Source organism: Enteractinococcus coprophilus, assembly GCF_006716305.1.
GTDB classification, from domain to species: domain Bacteria; phylum Actinomycetota; class Actinomycetes; order Actinomycetales; family Micrococcaceae; genus Yaniella; species Yaniella coprophila.
Map to the genome: position 1 here is coordinate 353,733 of NZ_VFOU01000001.1, position 20,246 is coordinate 373,978.

Annotated in this window: 19 protein-coding genes; 7 read left to right on the forward strand and 12 right to left on the reverse strand. The window is 56.4% G+C overall.

All coding sequences use genetic code 11. From position 1 onward, the window contains the following. Nucleotides 1-105 precede the first annotated feature (105 nt). On the forward strand, nt 106-2,001 hold the full coding sequence (locus FB556_RS01635) for an FAD-dependent monooxygenase (RefSeq protein ID WP_141864149.1): 1,896 nt from the start codon (nt 106-108) through the stop codon (nt 1,999-2,001). A gap of 89 nt (nt 2,002-2,090) precedes the next feature. Here the strand turns inward: FB556_RS01635 and FB556_RS01640 are convergent, their stop codons facing one another. Next, nucleotides 2,091-2,576 (reverse strand): DUF421 domain-containing protein, encoded by a 486-nt coding sequence (locus FB556_RS01640; RefSeq protein ID WP_141864151.1) that lies wholly within the window; start codon nt 2,574-2,576, stop codon nt 2,091-2,093. A 310-nt stretch (nt 2,577-2,886) separates the two neighbouring features. Here FB556_RS01640 and FB556_RS01645 point away from each other — a divergent pair, with 310 nt between their 5' ends. Further along, complete coding sequence (locus tag FB556_RS01645; protein WP_141864153.1) at nt 2,887-3,279, forward strand: phage holin family protein; 393 nt, start codon at nt 2,887-2,889, stop codon at nt 3,277-3,279. A 5-nt stretch (nt 3,280-3,284) separates the two neighbouring features. On the opposite strand, the gene FB556_RS01650 is transcribed toward FB556_RS01645, so the two are convergent. Together FB556_RS01650 and FB556_RS01655 are read right to left on the reverse strand one after the other, a co-directional pair. After that, entirely contained in the window at nt 3,285-4,793 is a 1,509-nt protein-coding gene (locus FB556_RS01650; RefSeq protein ID WP_141864155.1) for a hypothetical protein, read from the reverse strand. After that, nucleotides 4,790-5,254, reverse strand: a complete 465-nt coding sequence (locus tag FB556_RS01655) for a hypothetical protein (RefSeq protein WP_141864157.1) — start codon at nt 5,252-5,254, stop codon at nt 4,790-4,792. Before FB556_RS01655 ends, FB556_RS01650 begins: the two co-directional genes overlap by 4 nt. Before the next feature lie 197 nt (nt 5,255-5,451). On the opposite strand from FB556_RS01655, the gene purB reads away from it, so the two are divergent. Then, a complete protein-coding gene (gene purB / locus FB556_RS01660; RefSeq protein WP_141864158.1) occupies nt 5,452-6,879 on the forward strand; it encodes an adenylosuccinate lyase in 1,428 nt (475 codons plus the stop codon). 75 nt (nt 6,880-6,954) lie between these two features. Here the strand turns inward: purB and FB556_RS01665 are convergent, their stop codons facing one another. Then, nucleotides 6,955-8,595 carry a thiamine pyrophosphate-binding protein gene (locus FB556_RS01665; protein WP_141864160.1) on the reverse strand — a complete coding sequence of 547 codons (1,641 nt, stop codon included), beginning with the start codon at nt 8,593-8,595 and terminating at the stop codon, nt 6,955-6,957. 115 nt (nt 8,596-8,710) lie between these two features. Between FB556_RS01665 and FB556_RS01670 the strand changes: the two genes are divergently transcribed. Then, the gene (locus tag FB556_RS01670; RefSeq protein ID WP_141864162.1) at nt 8,711-9,193 is read left to right on the forward strand and encodes an Lrp/AsnC family transcriptional regulator; all 483 of its coding nucleotides are present in this window, start codon (nt 8,711-8,713) and stop codon (nt 9,191-9,193) included. On the opposite strand, the gene FB556_RS01675 is transcribed toward FB556_RS01670, so the two are convergent. Beyond that, nucleotides 9,194-10,183, reverse strand: coding sequence for an ATP-binding protein (locus FB556_RS01675; protein ID WP_141864164.1), 990 nt, complete (start codon nt 10,181-10,183; stop codon nt 9,194-9,196). A gap of 84 nt (nt 10,184-10,267) precedes the next feature. Here FB556_RS01675 and FB556_RS01680 point away from each other — a divergent pair, with 84 nt between their 5' ends. Both FB556_RS01680 and FB556_RS01685 read left to right on the forward strand, forming a co-directional pair. Beyond that, complete coding sequence (locus FB556_RS01680) at nt 10,268-10,948, forward strand: GAP family protein (protein ID WP_141864166.1); 681 nt, start codon at nt 10,268-10,270, stop codon at nt 10,946-10,948. A 20-nt stretch (nt 10,949-10,968) separates the two neighbouring features. Further along, complete coding sequence (locus tag FB556_RS01685) at nt 10,969-11,958, forward strand: CPBP family intramembrane glutamic endopeptidase (protein WP_170200320.1); 990 nt, start codon at nt 10,969-10,971, stop codon at nt 11,956-11,958. Between the two features lie 76 nt (nt 11,959-12,034). On the opposite strand, the gene FB556_RS01690 is transcribed toward FB556_RS01685, so the two are convergent. Continuing rightward, nucleotides 12,035-13,375 carry an MFS transporter gene (locus FB556_RS01690; RefSeq protein ID WP_141864170.1) on the reverse strand — a complete coding sequence of 447 codons (1,341 nt, stop codon included), beginning with the start codon at nt 13,373-13,375 and terminating at the stop codon, nt 12,035-12,037. Further along, entirely contained in the window at nt 13,347-14,414 is a 1,068-nt protein-coding gene (locus tag FB556_RS01695) for an MBL fold metallo-hydrolase (protein ID WP_246057155.1), read from the reverse strand. The genes FB556_RS01690 and FB556_RS01695 overlap by 29 nt, the downstream gene beginning before the upstream one ends. Before the next feature lie 102 nt (nt 14,415-14,516). On the opposite strand from FB556_RS01695, the gene FB556_RS01700 reads away from it, so the two are divergent. After that, on the forward strand, nt 14,517-15,407 hold the full coding sequence (locus FB556_RS01700; protein ID WP_141864171.1) for a LysR family transcriptional regulator: 891 nt from the start codon (nt 14,517-14,519) through the stop codon (nt 15,405-15,407). Nucleotides 15,408-15,483: 76 nt separating this feature from the next. Here the strand turns inward: FB556_RS01700 and FB556_RS01705 are convergent, their stop codons facing one another. The 5 genes from FB556_RS01705 to rlmN form a co-directional block, all read right to left on the reverse strand. Beyond that, a complete protein-coding gene (locus FB556_RS01705) occupies nt 15,484-16,383 on the reverse strand; it encodes an SDR family oxidoreductase (protein ID WP_141864173.1) in 900 nt (299 codons plus the stop codon). Between the two features lie 39 nt (nt 16,384-16,422). Then, complete coding sequence (locus FB556_RS01710) at nt 16,423-16,839, reverse strand: ChaB family protein (RefSeq protein ID WP_141865265.1); 417 nt, start codon at nt 16,837-16,839, stop codon at nt 16,423-16,425. A gap of 429 nt (nt 16,840-17,268) precedes the next feature. Further along, nucleotides 17,269-18,498 (reverse strand): acyl-CoA dehydrogenase family protein, encoded by a 1,230-nt coding sequence (locus tag FB556_RS01715; RefSeq protein WP_141864175.1) that lies wholly within the window; start codon nt 18,496-18,498, stop codon nt 17,269-17,271. A gap of 290 nt (nt 18,499-18,788) precedes the next feature. Continuing rightward, the gene (locus FB556_RS01720; RefSeq protein WP_141864177.1) at nt 18,789-18,989 is read right to left on the reverse strand and encodes a hypothetical protein; all 201 of its coding nucleotides are present in this window, start codon (nt 18,987-18,989) and stop codon (nt 18,789-18,791) included. Further along, nucleotides 18,989-20,176 (reverse strand): dual-specificity RNA methyltransferase RlmN, encoded by a 1,188-nt coding sequence (gene rlmN, locus FB556_RS01725; RefSeq protein WP_484068181.1) that lies wholly within the window; start codon nt 20,174-20,176, stop codon nt 18,989-18,991. The genes FB556_RS01720 and rlmN overlap by 1 nt, the downstream gene beginning before the upstream one ends. Nucleotides 20,177-20,246: the final 70 nt, after the last annotated feature.

Here is a 20,246-nt window from a genome sequence, read left to right on the forward strand (position 1 = left end):
ACCGTGGGTACGCTCACACATGGTAGTTCAATAACTGAACAAGGTGTTCAAATATAGAACATACAATATTTTCCGCAACGTTGCGAGTCGTACAGGAGTAAGCGCATGCAATTTCACCATCACGGATATGTCTCCACGCAGCCACGGGTCCAGCCCGCCGCCGGTACCGGTTTGGATCGCCCTGATGAACTGCCCGACACGATGGATGTATTGATCGTCGGATCCGGTCCAGCGGGTATGACCACGGCGGCCACGCTGTCCTCGTATCCCGATGTCCACACTCGTCTCATCGAACGTCGCGATGGCCGTCTCGTGCTTGGACAGGCTGATGGTATTCAGGCTCGCTCGGTTGAGACCTTCAACTACTTCGGTTTCTCCGACGAAATCACCAACGAAGCCTACTGGCTGACCGAAATGAACTTCTGGACACCAGATGAAGACAATCCCGAAAACATTTCTCGTACCTCACGCGAGCTCGATGACCCGACCGGCATCTCCGAGTTCAAACATTTGGTCGTCAACCAGGCTCGCGTATTGGACTACTTTGCAGAATTCGCCGAACGCTCGCCCTCACGCTTGAAACCAGACTACGGATACGAGTTCGTGTCCCAAGAAATCGATGAGAATCTGGAATACCCCATCGAAGTAGCTCTCAAGATCACGGCCGGCCCACGCGAGGGGGAAATCCGCCGGGTTCGCACCAAATACCTTGTCGGTTCGGACGGTGCGCATTCCAAGGTTCGTAAATCCATCGGTCGTGTCCCAATCGGCGACAAGTCTGACCATGCCTGGGGCGTTATGGACGTCTTGGTCGAGTCCACCTTCCCGGATATCCGCACCAAATGCTCGATCCACTCCCATGATGGCGGCTCGATCCTACTGATCCCACGTGAAGGTGGCTTCCTGGTTCGCTTCTATGTTGACTTAGGCGATGTCGATCCAGATGACGGTGGCAAGGTTCGTCAAACCCCGCTGGAAGATATCATCGACCGCGCCAACAAAATCCTGCATCCCTACACCGTAGACGTCAAAGAAGTCGCCTGGTGGTCGGTCTACGAAGTCGGTCACCGCGTCACCGACAAATTCGACGACGTCGACACCGGCAAAGAAGACGAGAAGAACCCGCGGATCTTCGTCACCGGCGATGCCTGCCACACCCACTCGGCTAAAGCCGGCCAGGGCATGAACGTCTCTATCCAGGACGGCTTTAACCTCGGCTGGAAGATCGGGCAAGTCTTATCGGGGTATTCCGATCCATCTCTGCTGCACACTTATTCGGGCGAGCGCCAAGAAATCGCACAAAACCTGATCGACTTCGATAAAGAGTGGTCGAGCCTCATGGCCGCCAAGCCGGAAGATCTGCCATCGCCTGATTACGTGGCGAAGTTCTACACTAAGACCTTTGAATTCCCATCCGGTTTCATGACCGAGTACAAACCGTCGCCCTTGACCACCGGCAACGCCCACCAAGATCTGGCCAAAGGCTACACCATTGGGAAGCGCTTCAAGTCGGCTAAAGTCAGCCGGGTTTCGGATACGAACCCGGTGGAACTGGGGCACTTGCACGAGGCTGATGGGCGGTGGCGTATCTACGTCTTCGGCGACGAGAAAGCTTCGACCGATGCCGCCAACGGTGCGAATACTTTCGGTGCATGGTTGGGCAACGACGAGAACTCTCCGGTGCTGAAATACACTCGCAAAGACAATGACATCAATAGTCTCTTTGATGTCAAGGTCATCTACCAGCAACCAAAGGAAGCCATCGAGCTGATGGAAACCCCATCTATCTTCCGCCCGGTTGTGGGTCCATTCCAGATCACTGACCTGAACCAAGTCTTCGGTACCCTCACAGAGAACAGCATCTTTGAGGCTCGTGAAATCTCGCAGCAAGGTGCCGTCATCGTAGTCCGCCCTGACGGCTACGTCTCGACCGTCCAGCCACTCGACGCTACCGATGCCATCGCAGAACTATTCGACGGGATCTTCTTACCACAGAGCTAGGCTTTCGGTAACCGAAACCACCAGCTTCACAAGTCCGACGCAAACGCTCGACATGGATGTCTCCATGCCGAGCGTTTTCGCTTTGCTGCCTATTGGTTTTCTTCATAGGGAAGGAAACTAATTTGTCCGCTGGGCTCTAGATGCGCGGCTTTCACCTCGGAGAGCTCCTGAAAACCGTTGATTCGCAGCTGAGATAAGATTTCCTCTTTCGTGAGGAACTCCCGTCGTGCAGTTTTTTGGACAATTTTGCCATCCCTGATCAACGGACGAGGACGCGGTGCCGTAAGGTTATCCAACCACGCCCATCGATAGCTGCCGATATCCAGTATCGTCGCCCAGAACAACACGGTGGCCACCACGACGAGACTGTCAAAAATGGAGGAGGCTTCTCCTCCAAACCCGGGACTAGCAGCCTCAGAAATAAGAACGACCAAGATAATGTCTGAGGCATTCAGGTCCCCCGACTCACGCCGCCCCAGGAACCGCATGAGCAAAAAGACCACAAGATACATGACCGTTCCGCGCAAGAACATTTCGAGCACAGGGGCGCTGAACATAAATACTTCGTCCCACATACTGTCTCCTCTAGAAATCGATGGATCCACAAGTTATTAGAGAAGGTACATGAAGTCTGGAACGGCATAATAGAGGGCTTCTCCTAGGAGAACGCTGAGGCTGTCTTGAGACTTCGTTTTTACGTAGTGACCGTCTTATCTACCATCGATAATCGCTGCCACACTTTGAGGGTCTGGACGAGCTAAGAATGGACATGTCGCAGACTCCCAAGGATCACGACAAGAGCTCAACTCTTCCGGACCGCTGCTGTGAAGTTTTTTAGCGTGAGCTGAGGTGAAGATGGGCATATCTTCGTGGGAAGATTGTCATATGAATTATCTTCTACGAACACTTGTGACTGCAGCATCATTCTGGGTGGCGCTGTGGATTCTGCCCGGTATGGACATCACTTCCGATAGCGGTGGAGTCAGTACCGTCGAAACCGTCCTGGGACTACTCATCGTCTCTGTGGTGTTCGGTCTCGTCAACGCAATCGTCCGCCCGATTGTCAGTTTGCTGTCACTACCCGTCACGTGTCTCACGCTGGGTTTATTTACCTTGATCATTAACGCGGCGATGCTGTGGCTGACAGTGTGGATCACCTCATTTCTACCGGTCCACGTGGTCATAGACAGCTTCTTTTGGACAACTATCTTGGCCGCGTTGATCATCGCGGTGGTTTCGGCGATTGTGAACCGGCTTATCGGCTCGGTAACTGATTAGTAACATCATTTCGTCTGTACCGTTGTCATCCATTCTTGTAGCGGTCGCACCGAGACGATGTTCTTGAGTTCTGCTGCTGCTCTGCCTGAAGGTACCAACGGGTGGCGTGTGGGCGTGGCCTGCTGGCGTTCCAACTGGAACTGTTGGACTGCCACGGCCCCGCCCATTTTTGATTCTAGATTCTCCAGCGGGATGGCCGCGGCTTTGGCCACTCCGGGATCGGCCAACGCTTCTGCAAGCTGGTGGTCAATGACCTCAAAGTTATGTTCCGGACCGAAGACCCCAGCTTCGACTTCATACTCTGGGTATCCTTCGACTTCGATCGTCGTGCGGTTGATTCGTCCTTCATTACTGGCTCCGGTTAATGCTGGGACTTTGTCGTGTTCGTGTTCTATGTGTACGAAGTTGGTCGACAGATCATCGGTACGCCGATGTCCCGTCGGTGCAGCAACAGTGAGCACATCGGGGATAGAATATTTCGCTTTCATCTTGTCACTCATGCCGACGTTCATGGCATGCGTGCCGCCCTGGCTATAACCCATCGGGATAATCGTCGCGCCGGCTGGCACACCGGCCTGTTCCAGCATTTGCATCGTGGCTTCCTCGATGTGCACGGAATCTGCTGCAATCGATTCGACGACACCGGTTGCCCCAAAAGCATTCTCTTGGTGTAGCAAGCCAAGTGGACCGGCGTCCTCGCCCAGCGGGGTGGTACCCGCATAGAGCAGCGCATATGCTTCCGATCCGTCAGCCTGGGTGAGCTTGGCAATCGTGACCGTGTCAGGCTCGTAAGCATAGTCTTTCAACAATTGCATGGCTTTAGTGGAACCATAGACATCTAACGTGTCACGATCCTGCCACCCGTCCAGGCCCGGTGCGGAGGTGACATTATTGATGTCGTATGGAGCCAGTTGCGTCAGCCCGAACTGTTGCAGCGTGTGAGCCAGCATCTCATAAGTACGCTGCGTCGGAGGCACATCCCAAATGCTCTTATTCAGTCCGAAGGTCCACCCGATCGCATGACCCAGCGCTAATTTCGAGCCGGGCACCACTTGGTTGCCTGTATTAACTGCCATCTCAACCAAGGCCCACACGGAACTGGTCGTGCCACGGATCGCCAGTTCGTACATCTCATTAGGGACATTGAGGTCGCTGGTCACACCAAATAAGCTCAGGACCACAGCGGTAGGGGTCATGGTCAGTGTCATCAGGTTGGTAATTTGAGCTTCTGTTTCCAGGTAGGCGGCAACCGCATAGTTGACACCCTGAGCTAGGACTTCCACTTGGGCACGCATACCCAGCAGACTGGTCGACAGTTCGATCGTATTGGCAGCAATAAGTGGTCCTTGTGGCGTCATGATCGTGACCCCGGACAGCAATCCTCCGGCCACCATGGCGTCACCTGCTAACCGCATGGTCTGTTCAGTAGCTTCACGTAACTGCGTGGCACCAAGCGTGAGTTCGTCGAGATTGGCGCGCCAATGAGATGGTCCGCCGGTGACTTTGCCACTCATGCGCACACCTGTCCCAGAGCCCCGGCGACTGAATCTCCAACGGCTGCTCGGGCCGTGGCCAAGAGCGTTTGGAGCCCGGCAACCACCGTCCGTAATTCCTCGAGACTGGCCTGCGCTAACCGCACGGTCTGCCTGGCGGTGTTTTCCAGCTCCTGAGCTCGGCTTTGACCAAGGTTCACCGCTTCTCGAAACGCTTGGCCAGCTGGTGAGTGCCATTCAATGTGGTGGGCTGCAACGAGCTTTCCATGGACTTGTTCCACGCCGTCGGCAACAATGCGAAGTTTGACCACGAGTTGTTCCAAGGCGTCAATCTGGGAGGACAGCGCCTGTAAGCCGACTTGAGCTATCGAGGGACTCGTCACCCACTGTTGGACCGCACTGGAAGCCATATCGCACGCGTTATTGGCCACATACCCGATGCCCGCTCCGATCTCAGATAGCGGGGGAATCAGCGCCACCATTGGCTGCTCCTTTCATAGGCCACATCGTCATTGGGCACCAGCGTAAGAAACCAGGAGACCGTTGAGTCATCCGGGCCGTCAGGATGTGGAGAACCGCTGATTCCTACATATGGTGTGGACAACACTGCAGGTGTTGGGGTGTGTCACGGCTACGACATGAACGCGATCCGGCGACGACCAGTGGCAGAATAAAGACCATGACTGATAATATGCGCGTACGTTTGGCTGATACTGATATTCCGTTGGGTCCCCTCGATGGTCGCTACCGCGGCTACGTAGCAGACCTGGTCGATCACCTGTCCGAAGCGGCACTGAACCGCAACCGGGTTCATGTAGAGGTCGAATGGTTCATCCACCTGTGCGACGGCATGGTCGTCCCGGGACTGAAGCGTCTGACTGACGCTCAGCGTGACGGGTTGCGCGCGATCGTTACCGAATTCGACGAGAGCTCGGTCGCCGAACTGGCAGAAACGGAAGCCGTGACCGTTCACGATGTCAAAGCGGTCGAATATTTCATTGCCAACCGTCTCGAAGCGCTGGGACTGGGTCATCTGAGCTCACTGGTGCACTTCGCGTGCACTTCCGAGGACATCAACAACCTGTCCTATGCGCTGGGTGTCCGCGACGCCATCCAGCTGGTCTGGCTGTCAAGCGCCCACAAGATGGTTGATGCCATCGCTGAGGTAGCGAACACGGCCATTGACACCCCGATGCTGTCTCGCACGCACGGCCAACCAGCCACGCCGACCACACTGGGCAAGGAACTCGCTGTTTTCGTCCACCGGTTGAACCGTCAGCTGCGCCGGATCTCGACTCAGCAGTACTTGGGCAAGATCAACGGTGCCACCGGAACCTACGCGGCCCACGTGGCAGCCGTTCCACACGCCAATTGGCCCGTCATCGCGCAAGACTTCGTTGAAGACCTCGGACTAACCTTCAACCCGCTGACCACCCAGATCGAAAACCACGACTGGATGTCGGAACTCTTCGACGACGTCGCTCGTTTCAACCAGATCCTGCACGGTTTCTGTGTCGACGTCTGGAGCTACATCTCCATCGGCTACTTCGCCCAGATCCCGGTGGCCGGTGCGACCGGGTCTTCCACGATGCCGCACAAAGTCAACCCCATCCGTTTCGAAAACGCCGAAGCCAACCTCGAATTGTCCAACGCGCTGCTGAACACCCTGGGCACAACACTGATTGAATCCCGCTGGCAGCGCGACCTGACCGACTCGACGTCACAGCGCAACATCGGCGTGGCATTAGGGCACTCGGTGCTGGCCATGGCCAACGTAACCCGCGGCATGGGCCAACTCGACGTCGCCGAAGACGCCCTAGCTGCAGATTTGGACACCAACTGGGAGGTACTCGGCGAAGCCATCCAGACAGTGATGCGCGCCGAAGCCATCGCTGGTACCCCGGGCATGGACAACCCTTATGAACGTCTCAAAGATCTGACGCGCGGTCAGCGAGTGGATGCCGCACGCATGCGTGAATTCGTCGGTGAACTAGGCCTGTCCGACGCCGCCGAGCAGCGGCTCAAAGATCTCACGCCCGGCACCTACACCGGGCTGGCTGCTGACCTGGCACGCGAACACCTCGGTCAGCAAAACCGCGGCTACTAAGCGCAAGCTTTCTTTCTATAGCGCTGCGGAGGCCCCATGTGGGACGTCCGCAGCGCTCTCTAGTTTCTAGTAGGTCTAACCGGTCGCGCCTGGGCGCATCGCGGGGTGTGCAAACCCGGTGGAGATGTTGATATTGACCACCGCAACGCCTTCACCCCGTTGAATCCAGCGGGCGAATATTTCGAGGTCATCGAGCGTATTGACCGTGATGCCGGTAGCTCCTATCGCCTGGCCGATGGCGGCAAAATCGAGTTGCGGTAGATACATCGCGGTGGCATCTGCACCTATCGCGGCGTATTGATGGATTTCGGCGCCGTAGGCGGCATCGTTGAAAACAATGACCGCCCCGTGGTCGGTCTCTTGGATAAAGGTCGGCAGATCGGCCAGGGCCATCTGCCCGCCGCCGTCACCCGAGATGACCGTGGTGAATTTTCCGGGAGTCCCCACCGTAGCTCCAACAGCCGACCCGAAACCCAACCCGATCGATTGGATCGCGGTGCCGACGGCAATCATGCTGGCCGGATCTGGGATGTCGAGGCGTTCCCCGATCCAGGTAATGAAGTGCCCGCCGTCCAGAACGATTTGGCGGTTTGCTGGCAAGACGGTATTGAGCTGTGCTGCAACGTGCCGCGGGTTCAGCCGACCGTCCTGGCCGTAGAATGGCTCACTTGGCAGGGTATCTGCTGCGACCAGTTCTGCCAGTTGGTTGCGATAGGCCGACGGCGTGGGAGCAAGCCGGTTGACCGCATCGAGTAACCGCGGCAGCGCATCGGTAAGTTCTGCGGACACGGTGTTGGCTTGCGGCAAGGTGAGATTCCACTTGGCGGTCAGATCAATCCGGTAAATATTATCGGTGCCAAAGAGTGTGCCCTTGCGGGTTTGGAAGTTATTGCTGGTGGCACCCAGAATCAGCACCATATCGGCGGCCTGTACGGCTGGGAGCTTATGCTCGGGCGTAAAGCCGCCGGCAATGCCCAGACTGTGTTCGGAACCGGTCACATTCGAAGCGGTCAACGAGTGCATGAATACTGCACCGACGGCATCACCCAGCTGGCGGGCCAGGTGCGCGGTGTTGGTACGGACGACTCCCCCACCGGTCAGAATCAGCGGGCGCTCAGCGGCAACCAGGGCGCGGGCGATCTCCTCAAGTTGCGCATCACTAGCCTTGGGCCGGGCGATCGGCTGATAGGCGCCGCTGGTGTGCACATCCTCGACGGGTGCATCCGCCAGATCGTATGGCAGCATCACGACGACGGGTTCTTGTCCGTCGGCAGCCATATCAAAAGCCCGCACGATAGCAGACCCGGCGTTGTCTTGGTCAAGCGTGATAACCGGAATATTCAACCCCACGGTCACTGTCGTCTGGTCGATATCGAATGGCCGGCGTCCAGTGGAGGGCGCGTCCCCGACCACCACAACCATCGGAATGCGCGCGAGCTGGGCTTCTGCTAAACCGGTGACCATATTGGTGAAGCCGGCACCGTACGTCGCCGTGGCCACCGCCATGGTTCCGGTGGCCCGGAAGTAGGCATCGGCAGCGGTCACAGCAGCTACTTCATGACGCACCGAAGTAAACGGGAAGCCCGACGCAGTCAACGCGGACACCAAATCGACATTGCCATTCCCAATGAGTCCAAAGACGCGATCGACCCGTTCGGTGACGACCTTGACGAGCACATCTGTAACGGTGGTTTGTTGTACCGGTGATTGCACCATGGAAGACCTCCTGACAAGCTATACTGTGATTACCTTCACGCAACAGAGCAGGAAGATCAAGTCACCTGAAACTTATTGGGCATTATGCTCAAAAGTCCCAAACAGAAAGTACGGAATGGCAACCTCAAGGTCGAAACGCGAGCTCGACGGGCTCGATGCAGAAATTCTGCTGGCACTGGTCGAAGACCCCGATGCTACAACGGTTTCCCTTGCTCAGCGGCTTTCGGTGTCGCGCAACACCATCCAGTCGCGATTACAAAAACTCAACGACGGCGTCCTGGAATCATTTCAACGCCGCATTACTCCCCGGGCGCTGGGGTATGAGGTCACGGCATTTATGAACGCTTCGATTCGCCAGGGCTACGATAAACAAACCATGAAGGCGCTATCGGAGATCCCCGAGATCGTGGAGATTTATGCAACCACCGGCGACGCCGATCTCCGGCTGACAATTGCTGCCACGTCCCCGGAAGATCTCTACCGGGTCAATCAGTTGATCCTGGATATCTCCGGGATCGTGCGCACCTCAACCGCTGTGGTGTTGCGCGAATTTTTAGGGTATCGCACGAAACCACTGCTCGAACGCATTACAGAGTAACTATTCGTCGTCGAGCATGAACGCACCACGATTCGTCAGCGCATAGATCAAATCGTCCTGGGTAACCTGGGCTTCATTACGCATCACCGCAGCTTTTGCCGCAGAGCGTGCCGCCAGTGTCAGTTCGGCCTGCGAGAGTCCTTCAAAGTATTGTTCGTAGATGTCGACTTCGTTCATGACGGGTGTTGGTGCCCGGTCGCCCAGTTGCGAGCGGAGCACGCGCATCGCTTCTTGTGGTGTGGGCAGCGAAAAGTTCAGGACCGTATCGAAGTGCCGGAACATGGACCGGTCCAAGACCCCGCGGCGGTTGGTCGCGGCGATCGCGATCGAGCCTTTGCCAAGCACATCGACAAACAGTAGGAAGGCTTTGAAGACGCGCCGGGTCATGCCGCTGATGGTGTCTTCCCCGATCGTGTCGAAGACGTCAAACAGATATATCGCACGACGACGTGCCAGTCGGTCAAAAACCTCGCGCAGTGACGGCACATCTTCTTCCGAGGAATACACATTGAGCAGGTTGTCCAGATAGACCGTAACCAGCGGGATGCCCAGCTCGGCCGATAACACCTCGGCGGTTGCTGTCTTCCCGGTCCCAGCAGGCCCTTCCATTAACAAGCGGTGCGCCGGTGTGAAACCGAAGTCGCGCAGTAACGCTGCATTGCGGTGTTCATCTAGGATCTGACGAACGCGCTCAATCAGGTCCCCGGAAATGGTGAGTTCTTCGAAGTTCGCGTCGGGACGAGCTACCTTAATGAACTCGGCGAGATCAGAATCGATATCAACTCCGGGATCATCGTCATCCACCGTCTGCAGCTCTACCGTCTCACCACGAGCCTGTTCGATAGCCTTGCGAATCTCGGTTGCCGCATTGCGCCGACCTTCGGTGAGTTCTCGGTGTGCAACATCAAGCGCCACCGCATAAAACCCGTCCTCGTCGCCCGCAGCGTGGTTCGCCACCATCGCAGCAATATCGTGGCTTAATCCTGACATGGTTGTATCAAATCCTCGAGAAATTGAGTCGGTGCGAGACTACCATCAACTATAGTGAGCTTGCCGACTACCGTGAAAGGTGCCATGAGTATTGCAATCATCGCAGCCCTGATCGGTTTGGCCTTTTTAGATGCCTCGACCCTCTCGACCCTGCTGGTTCCCTTATGGTTGCTGGCTCGACCGGGCGCGTTTGAACCACGCCGGCTCGTCACCTATCTCACCGTCACCGCCGTAACATACCTCTTCCTTGGCACCGCGGTGCTCGTCCTAGCTCATCAGCTGATCGATGCTTACCTCGACACTCTGCAAAGCCCGACCGCCGATCGCGTGGTCATCAGCCTGGGCATACTCGTCGTCGTCATGGGGATCATCGGGATTTTCCGCGGACGACGTGAAACTAAACCCGGTCCCTCAGTGATCACCCGACTTCGGGACAGTGCCCTTGCCACCAATGCCTCAACCGCGACCCTGGCCTTATCCGCCATCGTCATTGAGGCTGCAACCATGTGGCCGTATCTCGTCGGTATCAGCCTCATCGCGGCCAACGGTCCCGGCCTGCCATGGGACGTTTTCTGGTTGGCGTTCTATAACGTCATCATGATCCTGCCCGCATCCCTCCTGACGTGGGCGCGAGCAAAATACCCCGAACAAACGGATTTGCTGCTGTCCAAGACCCAAGAAACCATGACCGGTGCTGGTTCAACGTTTACCGCATGGCTGGCCATTGGCATCGGCGCCTGGATTATTGTATTTCGGGTGCTCTAGGCCTGCATTACACTGGCACCATGTCGCCCCAACCCACACCGCAGTTGTTACCTACCTCCCCGACAACTCGCGCCACAATTCCCTGGCGCCAAATTCTCTGGTTCGTGATCGGCACCTATGCGCTCGCCTGGCTCGTGGCCCTGCCGCTCTACATTGTCAACGACGAGAGGCTATTTCAGGGGCTCTATCTTCCGGTCGGACTGCTCACGATGCTCATCCCCGGACTGGTTGCGTGGCTAATCGTGCGTAAGAACCACCCAAAAGGTCGGCGCGCAGCGGCCCTCGGATTCGGAAGGCCTCGCCCGCTTCCACGGTTTTTCGGTTACCTCGCCCTCGCATTTGTCATCCCGGTGATCATTGGCGTGCTGAGCATGCCAATTGCTTCTGCGCTGGGGTTCTATGACGCTGATCTGAAGAACTTCTCAGGCCTGCAACAAACCCTCATGGATGCCGGCCTGGCCGGCATCTCTCTTGAATTTTTCCTTATCACCCAACTCATCAACGTGGTACTGGCTTCGTGGTTTATCAACCTGCTGCCCGCCCTCGGCGAAGAGATCGGGTGGCGCGGCTGGCTCACCCCACAATTGCTGCCCATGGGTGTCGTTCCAACCATCCTGATCACGGGCGTCATCTGGGGGCTATGGCACACTCCACTCATACTGTTGGGACACAACTACCCCAGCCTGCCGGGCTGGCTATCCGTCATCTTTATGGTCGTGTTTTGCACCCTGATCGGCGGGATCCTCGCCTGGCTGACAATCCGCACCAACTCCGTATGGCCAGCCGCTTTGGGGCATTCGACTATCAACGCCACAGCTGCACTCCCGCTGCTATTCTCTGCGGAGCCCACTTACGACGCCGCACACGTGGGCATTGCGGGTACCGCCGGCTGGATTATCGCCACTGTGATCCTAGGGATCTTTTTGCTGACCCGATCTTTCAAACCGGCACCCCAGCCTGCAGTCGACCCGGCTGCCGCCTGGCCAAGCGATTACCCTCATCCCCGATGAAAGCGTCGATCGCACCAGGTCCTTGGCCCAGTGCGATCGACGTATCTTGTCTCTGCCATCTAGCAGGACTGAGTTGTTAGTTCAGTTCGTGAATCTCGCGTTTCGAAGCGTCTTGTGAAAAGATCAAGGAAATCAGGCTCACGGCGGTGAAACTCATCCACAAAATAGCGACCAGGTGCAGCGATCCGCCGCCAGCAGCCGCTAAGGCTGTCGCCATCATCGGGGTGAAGCCCGCGCCCAGCAATGCGGCCAGCTGGTAGCCAATGGAGGCTCCCGAATATCGAACGTGGGTTGGGAACAGCTCACCAGCATAGGCGCCGTAGGGGCCAGCGGTGAAGCCTTGAACCAGGGACAGGCCCAAGATAATGGCCAGCATAAAGGCCATGGCGGTCCCCATTTCGAGCAACCACATGACCGGGAAGGCTAAAACGATGCCGATCACGTTGCCCCAGATGAGCACCTTGCGTCGTCCCAGGCGATCTGACAACCGCGCAGCGATAACCACGAAGGTAATGGTGAAGATGCCGCCAATTGCTTTCAGATTGAGTACTTCTGATTGGTGCAGCACGGCTTGCTGGACGGCGAAAGCAATCGCCCAAGCACCCATGAGTCCCTGCGCCATTTGGCCAGAGAGACCACTACCGATTGCGCGAAGCAGTTTTGTTGGGTGATTGATCACCAGTTCGGCAACTGGAACTTTCTTCGGAGCAGGTTTCTTCGCCATTTCTTTGAAGACCTGCGACTCGGACACTTTCATGCGAATAAAGATGCCTAACAGCATGAGAACTGCTGAGAAAATAAACGGAATGCGCCAGCCCCAGCTGAGGAACTGTTCTTCGGGTAACAGCGAGAACCCAGATAATGCCAGAGTGCCGATGATGGTCCCGGCCGGCGCGCCCATGTAGGCAAACGCTGCAGCTAATCCGCGCTTCTTGCGTGGTGCGGATTCAAAGGCCAACAGCATGGCACCGCCCCACTCGCCACCAACGGCAATGCCTTGAATGATTCGCAGACTGACCAATAACACAGGTGCCATAACACCGATTTGATGTGCTGTGGGCAAGAGCCCCATCAAGGTTGAAGCGATACCCATGATCAAGACCGTCACCACAAGGATGGTCTTACGCCCCAGCCGGTCTCCCAGGTGACCGAAGATCAACCCACCCAAGGGACGTGCTGCGTATCCAGCAGCTAAGGTCGCAAACGATAGGATCAGCGCAACGTGCTGATCTAGCCCGACAAAGAAGACTTTATTGAAAACAATGCCTGCCGCGGTGGCGTACAAAATGAAATCGTAATATTCAATCGCGGTGCCAAGAAAACTAGAAAATTGAATTCGACGCAGGTCTCGAGGCGATGCGTGATAGGCATCGGCGCTGCTACCCACGTTAGGCGACGTAGTGATCTGCTTTGTCATGCTGTTTGCTCCTTTCGAAAGAGATCCGATCAAGGTCTTGGGCGATCACCAGACGGCCAGCGTAGGTGTTTGCCGCTTTTTGCCATACTTCAACTGGGGCGTGACTCGGAACGAGGTGATGCAGACCCAGAGTTTTCGCGCCAGCTTGGGTGGCGATGCGCCCGGCGTCTTCAGCCGTGGTGTGAGCCCGACGGTGGTGATCCATGGTCGCCTGTAGCATTGCGGTATCGGTATACATGCTGGCCATGGTCTCCAGGCTGATGACTTCGTGCAGCAGCAGATCAGTGTTGTGAGCCAACCGGATGAGATTGTCACACGGTGCGGTATCGCCTGAAATAGTGACTGACCCGTTGAGCGTGTCGAATCTGAAAGCGAATGCCGGTGCCGTGGGATGATGCGATACCAGGGTCGCTGTTACGCGAACGGTTTCATCGGCAAAGACCACAAACGGCTCCATTGCTGGTGCCACGTTATGGTCTGGATCAAAGGGCACGTCTGCGGGGAGTTGAATATCCTGCGGGGCGAAGTAGTCGTAGGGCCCCTTCGTCAGCGAATCCATCACGCGATCGTTGATATCAGCCGAGTAGGCGTTCACCAATCCAGCAAAGGTTGCTTCAATACCTGCCCCCGGCTTCTCGGGATTCACGGGTTGTGGCTTGGTCGTTGCTCGAGGCGACAACGGTGTGACTCGACCACGGTCTCCAGGACCATAGAGTGGGATGGGGCCTCGACCAGCCTGCTTGATCTCGAAGGGAGCAAACAACATTAGCGAGCCGAGATCCACGATGTGATCTGAATGCATGTGGGTGATGAAGATGCCCTTCAAATCGGCCATCGCTAGTCCGGCTTGTTGAATCTGACGGCCAACGCCAGAACCACAATCGACCAGGTACCATCCATCATCGACTACGATGGCGGTGGCTATTCCCTGGCGAGGTGCACCCTGGTGGTCTGACCACCACCGAGGGCCACCGGCAGTCCCCAGTGTCACAACGTGGGGCGGCACACTTGCTGCATAAGCAATTTCGAAATGTGTCACAACGATCCTTCCGTGATCTATATCACCAACAGCAGCTTACGTTACCGGGGTCACAATTCCTTGCATAACGAAAAGAACTCACCAAGTCCTTAAGCTAAGCTTATGAACGAGTTAACGCTGCGTCAGTTGGAATATTTTGTGGCTGTCGCCGAGACCCAATCCATCACTAAAGCCGCTGCAACAAGTCACGTCAGTCAAGCGGCTGTAAGCCTTGCCCTGACGGAACTAGAAAAAACTCTGGGCGTGACACTCACGATCCGCCGCCCCGCAAAAGGTGTAGTTCTCACAGCGGAAGGGCGGGCTATTCTTCCGGAGGCTCGCGCCATTCTTGATCAAACGCAGCAGCTGGCAGATCGCGCCTCTCAGGTGCGCAAGAGCTTATCAGGGCCGCTGCACATTGGATGTTTCCGCACACTGTCGATGCACGTAGTACCGCATCTGGTGGAGTGGTTTGCTAGACACCATCCGGCAGTTGAACTCATCTTTGATGAAGATAATGCCCAAGACATCCAGCAGAAGATGTTGTCGGGCCAGCTCTCAGCGTGTTTAATCTATGAAGCGCAGCTTGAGCCTGGTTGTCGAACCGTCTTCGTGCAGGACCACCGTCGCCAGGCCATCATGTCACCTCAGCATCCCCTGGCCGAGTTTTCTGAAGTCTCATTGGCTCAGCTGGCTGATTTCCCAGCGGTCCTCCTGAGTGAGCAGCCAGCTTTAGAACGAACGCTTAATGAGTTTTACAGCCGCTCCTTGGACCCAAAAATTGCAGCACGAACTCGCAGCGTTCAAACAGTACAGAATCTTGTGGGGCGGAACTTCGGCTATGGGGTGCTCATGCATGCGTCGTCGTCCTCACCCGAAGGTCGGCCGCTCATTACACGGAATATATCCGATTCGATCCCTCGAAACGCCCTTATGCTGGCCCTTCCGCCTGGGCATACAACTGCTGCCGTGCGAGCGCTCGAAGCCTGCCTTCAGGAATTACCGAATACCTGATAGTGGTCTGCCCGAGGCCAGTAAGAACGCCCACCAGATGACGATCTGGTGGGCGTTCTGTATGAGCGTTGACGTTCTATGGGGTCGGAATGCCGCCGTTTACGTGGAGCGTTTCTCCGATCACGTAGCTGGATTCCGGGGACGTGAGAAACACGAATGCCGGAGCAACTTCTGTGGGTTGCCCAGCCCGGCCGAGCGGAGTGTTCTGCCCGAAGTGCGGCAGTTTTTCTTTCGGTTGGCCTTGGGAGGGTTGGATCGGCGTCCAAATCGGCCCTGGGGCGACCGCGTTGACGCGAATCCCCTTGGGAGCCAGTTGTTGGCCGAGCCCTTTACTGAAGTTATTGATGGCAGCCTTTGTTGACGCATAGTCAATCAACATCTCATTGGGGTTATAGCCCTGAATTGAGGTGGTATTAACGATCGTCGATCCTGCTGGCATATGTTTCAAAGCTGCTTTGGTGATCCAGAACATCGCATGAATGTTCGTATTGTAGGTCTCTTCCCACTGATCATCAGGAAGTTCCATAAGACTTTCAGCAATGACCTGCTTGCCAGCGTTGTTAACTAGCGCGTCAAGTCCACCAAGTTCTCTCACTGCATCTTCAACAAGCTGATTACAGAATGTTTTGTCGCGAATATCGCCAGGCAGCGGGACAGCCTTGCGGCCGGATTCTCGAATGGCTTGAATCACGTGCTGGGCATCTTCTTGCTCTTCTTCCAAGTAGCTGAGCGCCACATCGGCGCCTTCGCGCGCAAAGGCAATGGCTACTGCCGCCCCGATACCCGAGTCGGCACCGGTGATGAGCGCCCGACGTCCTTCGAGTCTGCCAGTACCACGATATGATTCTTCACCGTGATCCCCTTTCGGCACGATTTCTGCATCAAGTCCCGGCTCCGGTTGGTCCTGTTTTGGTGGTGAAATTTCCGGAAAACGGTCGACCGGATTTTGGAATGTCAGCTGGTCGGATTGTGTCATGGTGCAACCTCCTGCGGCGTTGAGCCTCGGTCGTGGGGGTTAGGAATTTTTCGAAGTTCTTCGGTTGCTTTCCTTTTGCAATGCTTCGATGAGCTCATCTTTGGTCATCTTGGAACGCCCCTCGATGTCGAGTTTCTGGGCTTGTTCGTACAGATGCTCTTTAGTTGCGTTCGCATCTATCCCACCTGCGGTTTCATGATCGGTGTTTTTTCCGCCGGCGGCCTGTTTGTCGGAGTCGCCTTTCTTCGGCTTGCGTTCCCAGTGATCTCCGACTTTCTCATATTTTTTCTTCACAGCATCCCACGCTGTTCTGTGGGCACGTTCCTCATCGTTGTACTGATCCATCGCCGAGTCATAAGCTTTGGCAAAAGTACGTTGCGCTTTCTTCGGCGACTTTTTGAGGGTTTTGGGGAGTTCGGACTTCTTGGCTTCGCCGGATTTCTTTGTCTTTGGCATGGTGCCTACTCCTTCCGTTGAGAACCACGTGTAGTTCACGCTAACAGTGTCCTAGGGTTTTCCTAAAGGCCGGGTAAACGGTGTACTCCCAAGCCAGGCTGAGTCGGCGAGGAAACTTTGGACAAGCCGAAATCCAGGCGTTCAACAATGCTTCGACCTGAACGAAACGTGGAAAATTCACTGGATCTGCTTGAGCGTGCAGAAGAACCTGTTCGCAGAGCTGGACAGCAAAGCCCCGGACGCTTCGACAAATCAAAAAGGTACAGATCCTGCAAAGGCAAGAGCAAAAGGCGGTTGCAACTCTTAAGAGGTAAGTCGAGCTAGCAAGAGTGTTTGAGCGATGATGATCTTTCGTTGAAGTATCGTCACGAAGATGGCCACGGGAAAACTTCCCCGTAGCCATCTTCGTGTTCTCGCATGCTGTGTGGGCTAGGCGAAGGCGCCATAGCCGGTAATATCCCGACCGACCAAGAGTGCTTGGACGGATTCGGTGCCTTCGTACGTGTGGATGCCTTCGATATCTGCCATATGCTGGATCACTCCGTTTTCTAACAGAATGCCATTCCCGCCCAGCATGTCGCGGGCATCTGCGGCAATGCGCCGGGCCACTCGAGTGTTGTTGTACTTGGCCAGAGCAGCCTGGGTTGGTTGCAGAGTTCCAGCTGCTTCTAGCTGGGCGATCCGCACCATATATAACTGCATCGAGACCAGCTCGGACAGCATTCGCGTGAGGCGCTCCTGGATCATCTGGTGTTCAGCCAAATACTTGCCGAATTGTTTCCGCTGGGTTGCATAGGCCAATGCCGACTCGAACACAGCAGTGGCATGTCCCAGGGCTGACCAGGCAACACCAATACGCGTGGCATAGAGCACCTCCGACACATTGCGGAAGGATTTCACACCTGGAATCAGTGCCTCAACGTCGACATGTACGTCGTCGTAGAAAATATTTGCTTGGTCGATGGCACGCAGGGATCCTTTGTGCCGAATTGGGGTGCCGGTATACCCTTCGGCGTCCTGTGGCACAATAAATCCGCGGACTTTGCCGTGATCTTCTGCTCCTTCGTCATCGACCCGAGCAAAAGTGATAGTGATGCCACCCGCGGAGCCGTTGCCGATCCACCGTTTAGATCCGCGGATGACATAGGACCCATCGGCTTGGCGGGTCGCCGTGGTAGAAAGTCCAGTCGAATCTGAACCGTGGTCCGGTTCCGTCAGGCCAAAGGCCGCTGGAATCTCGACGTCGACAATTGCCCGAACATATTTGGCCTGCTGGTCTTCAGCACCGAACATCGTGATCGTACGTAGCGCCAGTCCGCCTTGGACCGCCAGGATGGTACCCAGCGAGCCATCGACGCGTGAAAGTTCCATGTTGACCAACCCGGCGGCCAACGGTGAGAACTTCTCAATGTCAGGGTGATCAACGCCGTCATTAATCAGCCCGGCTTGGCCCATGGCCCGGGCGACTTCTAGCGGATAGTGGTGCTCGTTCCACCCCTGGCGCATGGTGTCAACGTGCGCTTCGGCGAACTGACGGGTGCGCTGCCAGATGATTCTATCGGCGGCTGGGATGTCAGCAAAGACGTCGTAGTAGTCGATGTCTTGGGCGTCGGTGAGCTGGTAGTCGGGTTGCTGATTTCCCGGAAACGATGTGGGCATGAGACTTCTTTCGACAAAGGGGCATATGAGGCTTAGGTCTCAATCTAGTCTGCTTTTGGACACGGAAATCTAACATGAACTGCCGGTATCGGGTATCGGGTACTTTTGCAGTCCCACACTGCTCTTAGAAGACGGGTGTGATCCCAGCAGTGTTGCTGATGCGGTTGCGCAGTCGAATCCGACGGTTGGCGGAGTCGTATTCGGCGTGCATAGCGTGTAAGCGATTTTGCTCTGACGCAGTCTTCCTTTTTGGATGCGCCAATTATGGGCATTGCCAGTATTCCACTGCGCTAATCTGACCGGTGAAACATCCACAGCCCAATGATGGCGCCAATGATTTTGACGGAACCCAAACCAAGCAGCATCCACTGCTCAGTAGTGATCTGGCCGTCTTCGACGAAAATAGTGACGGCGGCAAACCCGGCAAGCAGCAGCCCAAGAATGAGTGTGAACACCCACAGGACTTTGATGCCGGGCGCCTCCTTGTGCATCAGGCGTCTTCGGCGGCCAGCTGTCCGCAGGCCCCGTCGATTTCTTTGCCTCGAGTATCGCGCAGGGTGGTTGGGACACCGGCGTCGTTAAGTCGGTCGATGAACTCTTGAGTGATGTCGGGTTCGGAGGCCGTCCAGATGGAACCCGGGGTCGGGTTGAGCGGGATCGGGTTGACGTGGGCCCAGCCGCGACCGCGGGCGTTGATCTTTTTGGCCAGCAGATCGGCGCGCCAGGCGTGGTCGTTCATGTCTTTGATGAGTGCGTATTCAATTGAGACGCGACGTCCGGTTTGCACGTAATAATTGAACGCGGCGTCGAGGGCTTCGTCGGCGTCCCAGCGCGAGTTCACCGGGATCATCTGATCGCGCAGCTCATTATCGGGAGCGTGCAAGCTCAATGCGAAGGTGACCGGGATGCCCTCTCCGGCCAGCCTGTTAATGGCCGGCACCAGGCCGACGGTAGAGACGGTGATGTTGCGAGCGGACATACCCAGTCCGGCCGGGGCGTCGTCAACCATACGGTGCACGGCGTTCATCACGCGGCGGTAGTTGGCCAGTGGTTCACCCATACCCATGAACACGACGTTGGTAACGCGTTCGATGTTGCGACCGCCTTCTGGCACACCAAGTTGCCCCGCGGCGATGACGCGGTTGGCGGCAATGATTTGCTCGACGATTTCGGCGGTCGATAGGTTGCGGGTTAGCCCTGCTTGTCCGGTGGCACAGAATGGACAGTTCATACCGCAGCCCGCTTGCGAGGAGACGCAGAGGGTCACGCGGTTTTGGTAGCGCATCAAGACGGATTCCACGAGGACGCCGTCGAAGAGTTTCCACAGGAATTTGATGGTCTGGCGGTCTTCGGTTTCGATCCTGCGGACTTCGGTCAGCAGGTTCGGGAAGAAGATCTCGGCGAGTTCGTCACGCTTGGCAGCCGGCAGGTCGGTCATATCGGCAGGGTCGGTGGTGTAATGCGTGAAGTAATGGGTCGAGAGCTGGCGGGCGCGGAATGCAGGAAGCCCAAGTTCTTTGACCTTTTCCTCACGGTCTACCATCGACATATCGGCGAGGTGCTGAGCAGGCTGGGTAACGCGCGGCTGCTTGAACTCTAGCTTCGGGCGACCCTCGGCATCCGTGCGCTGGGTCCATCCCTCAGTACGTGGTTGCACCTGTGGACGAGGTTTCTCCATGGCCGGACGAACGCCGTGTTGCGCCAGGCGAGCCCGCTCATCAGCAAGCTGCTCAACCTCGGGATCTAAG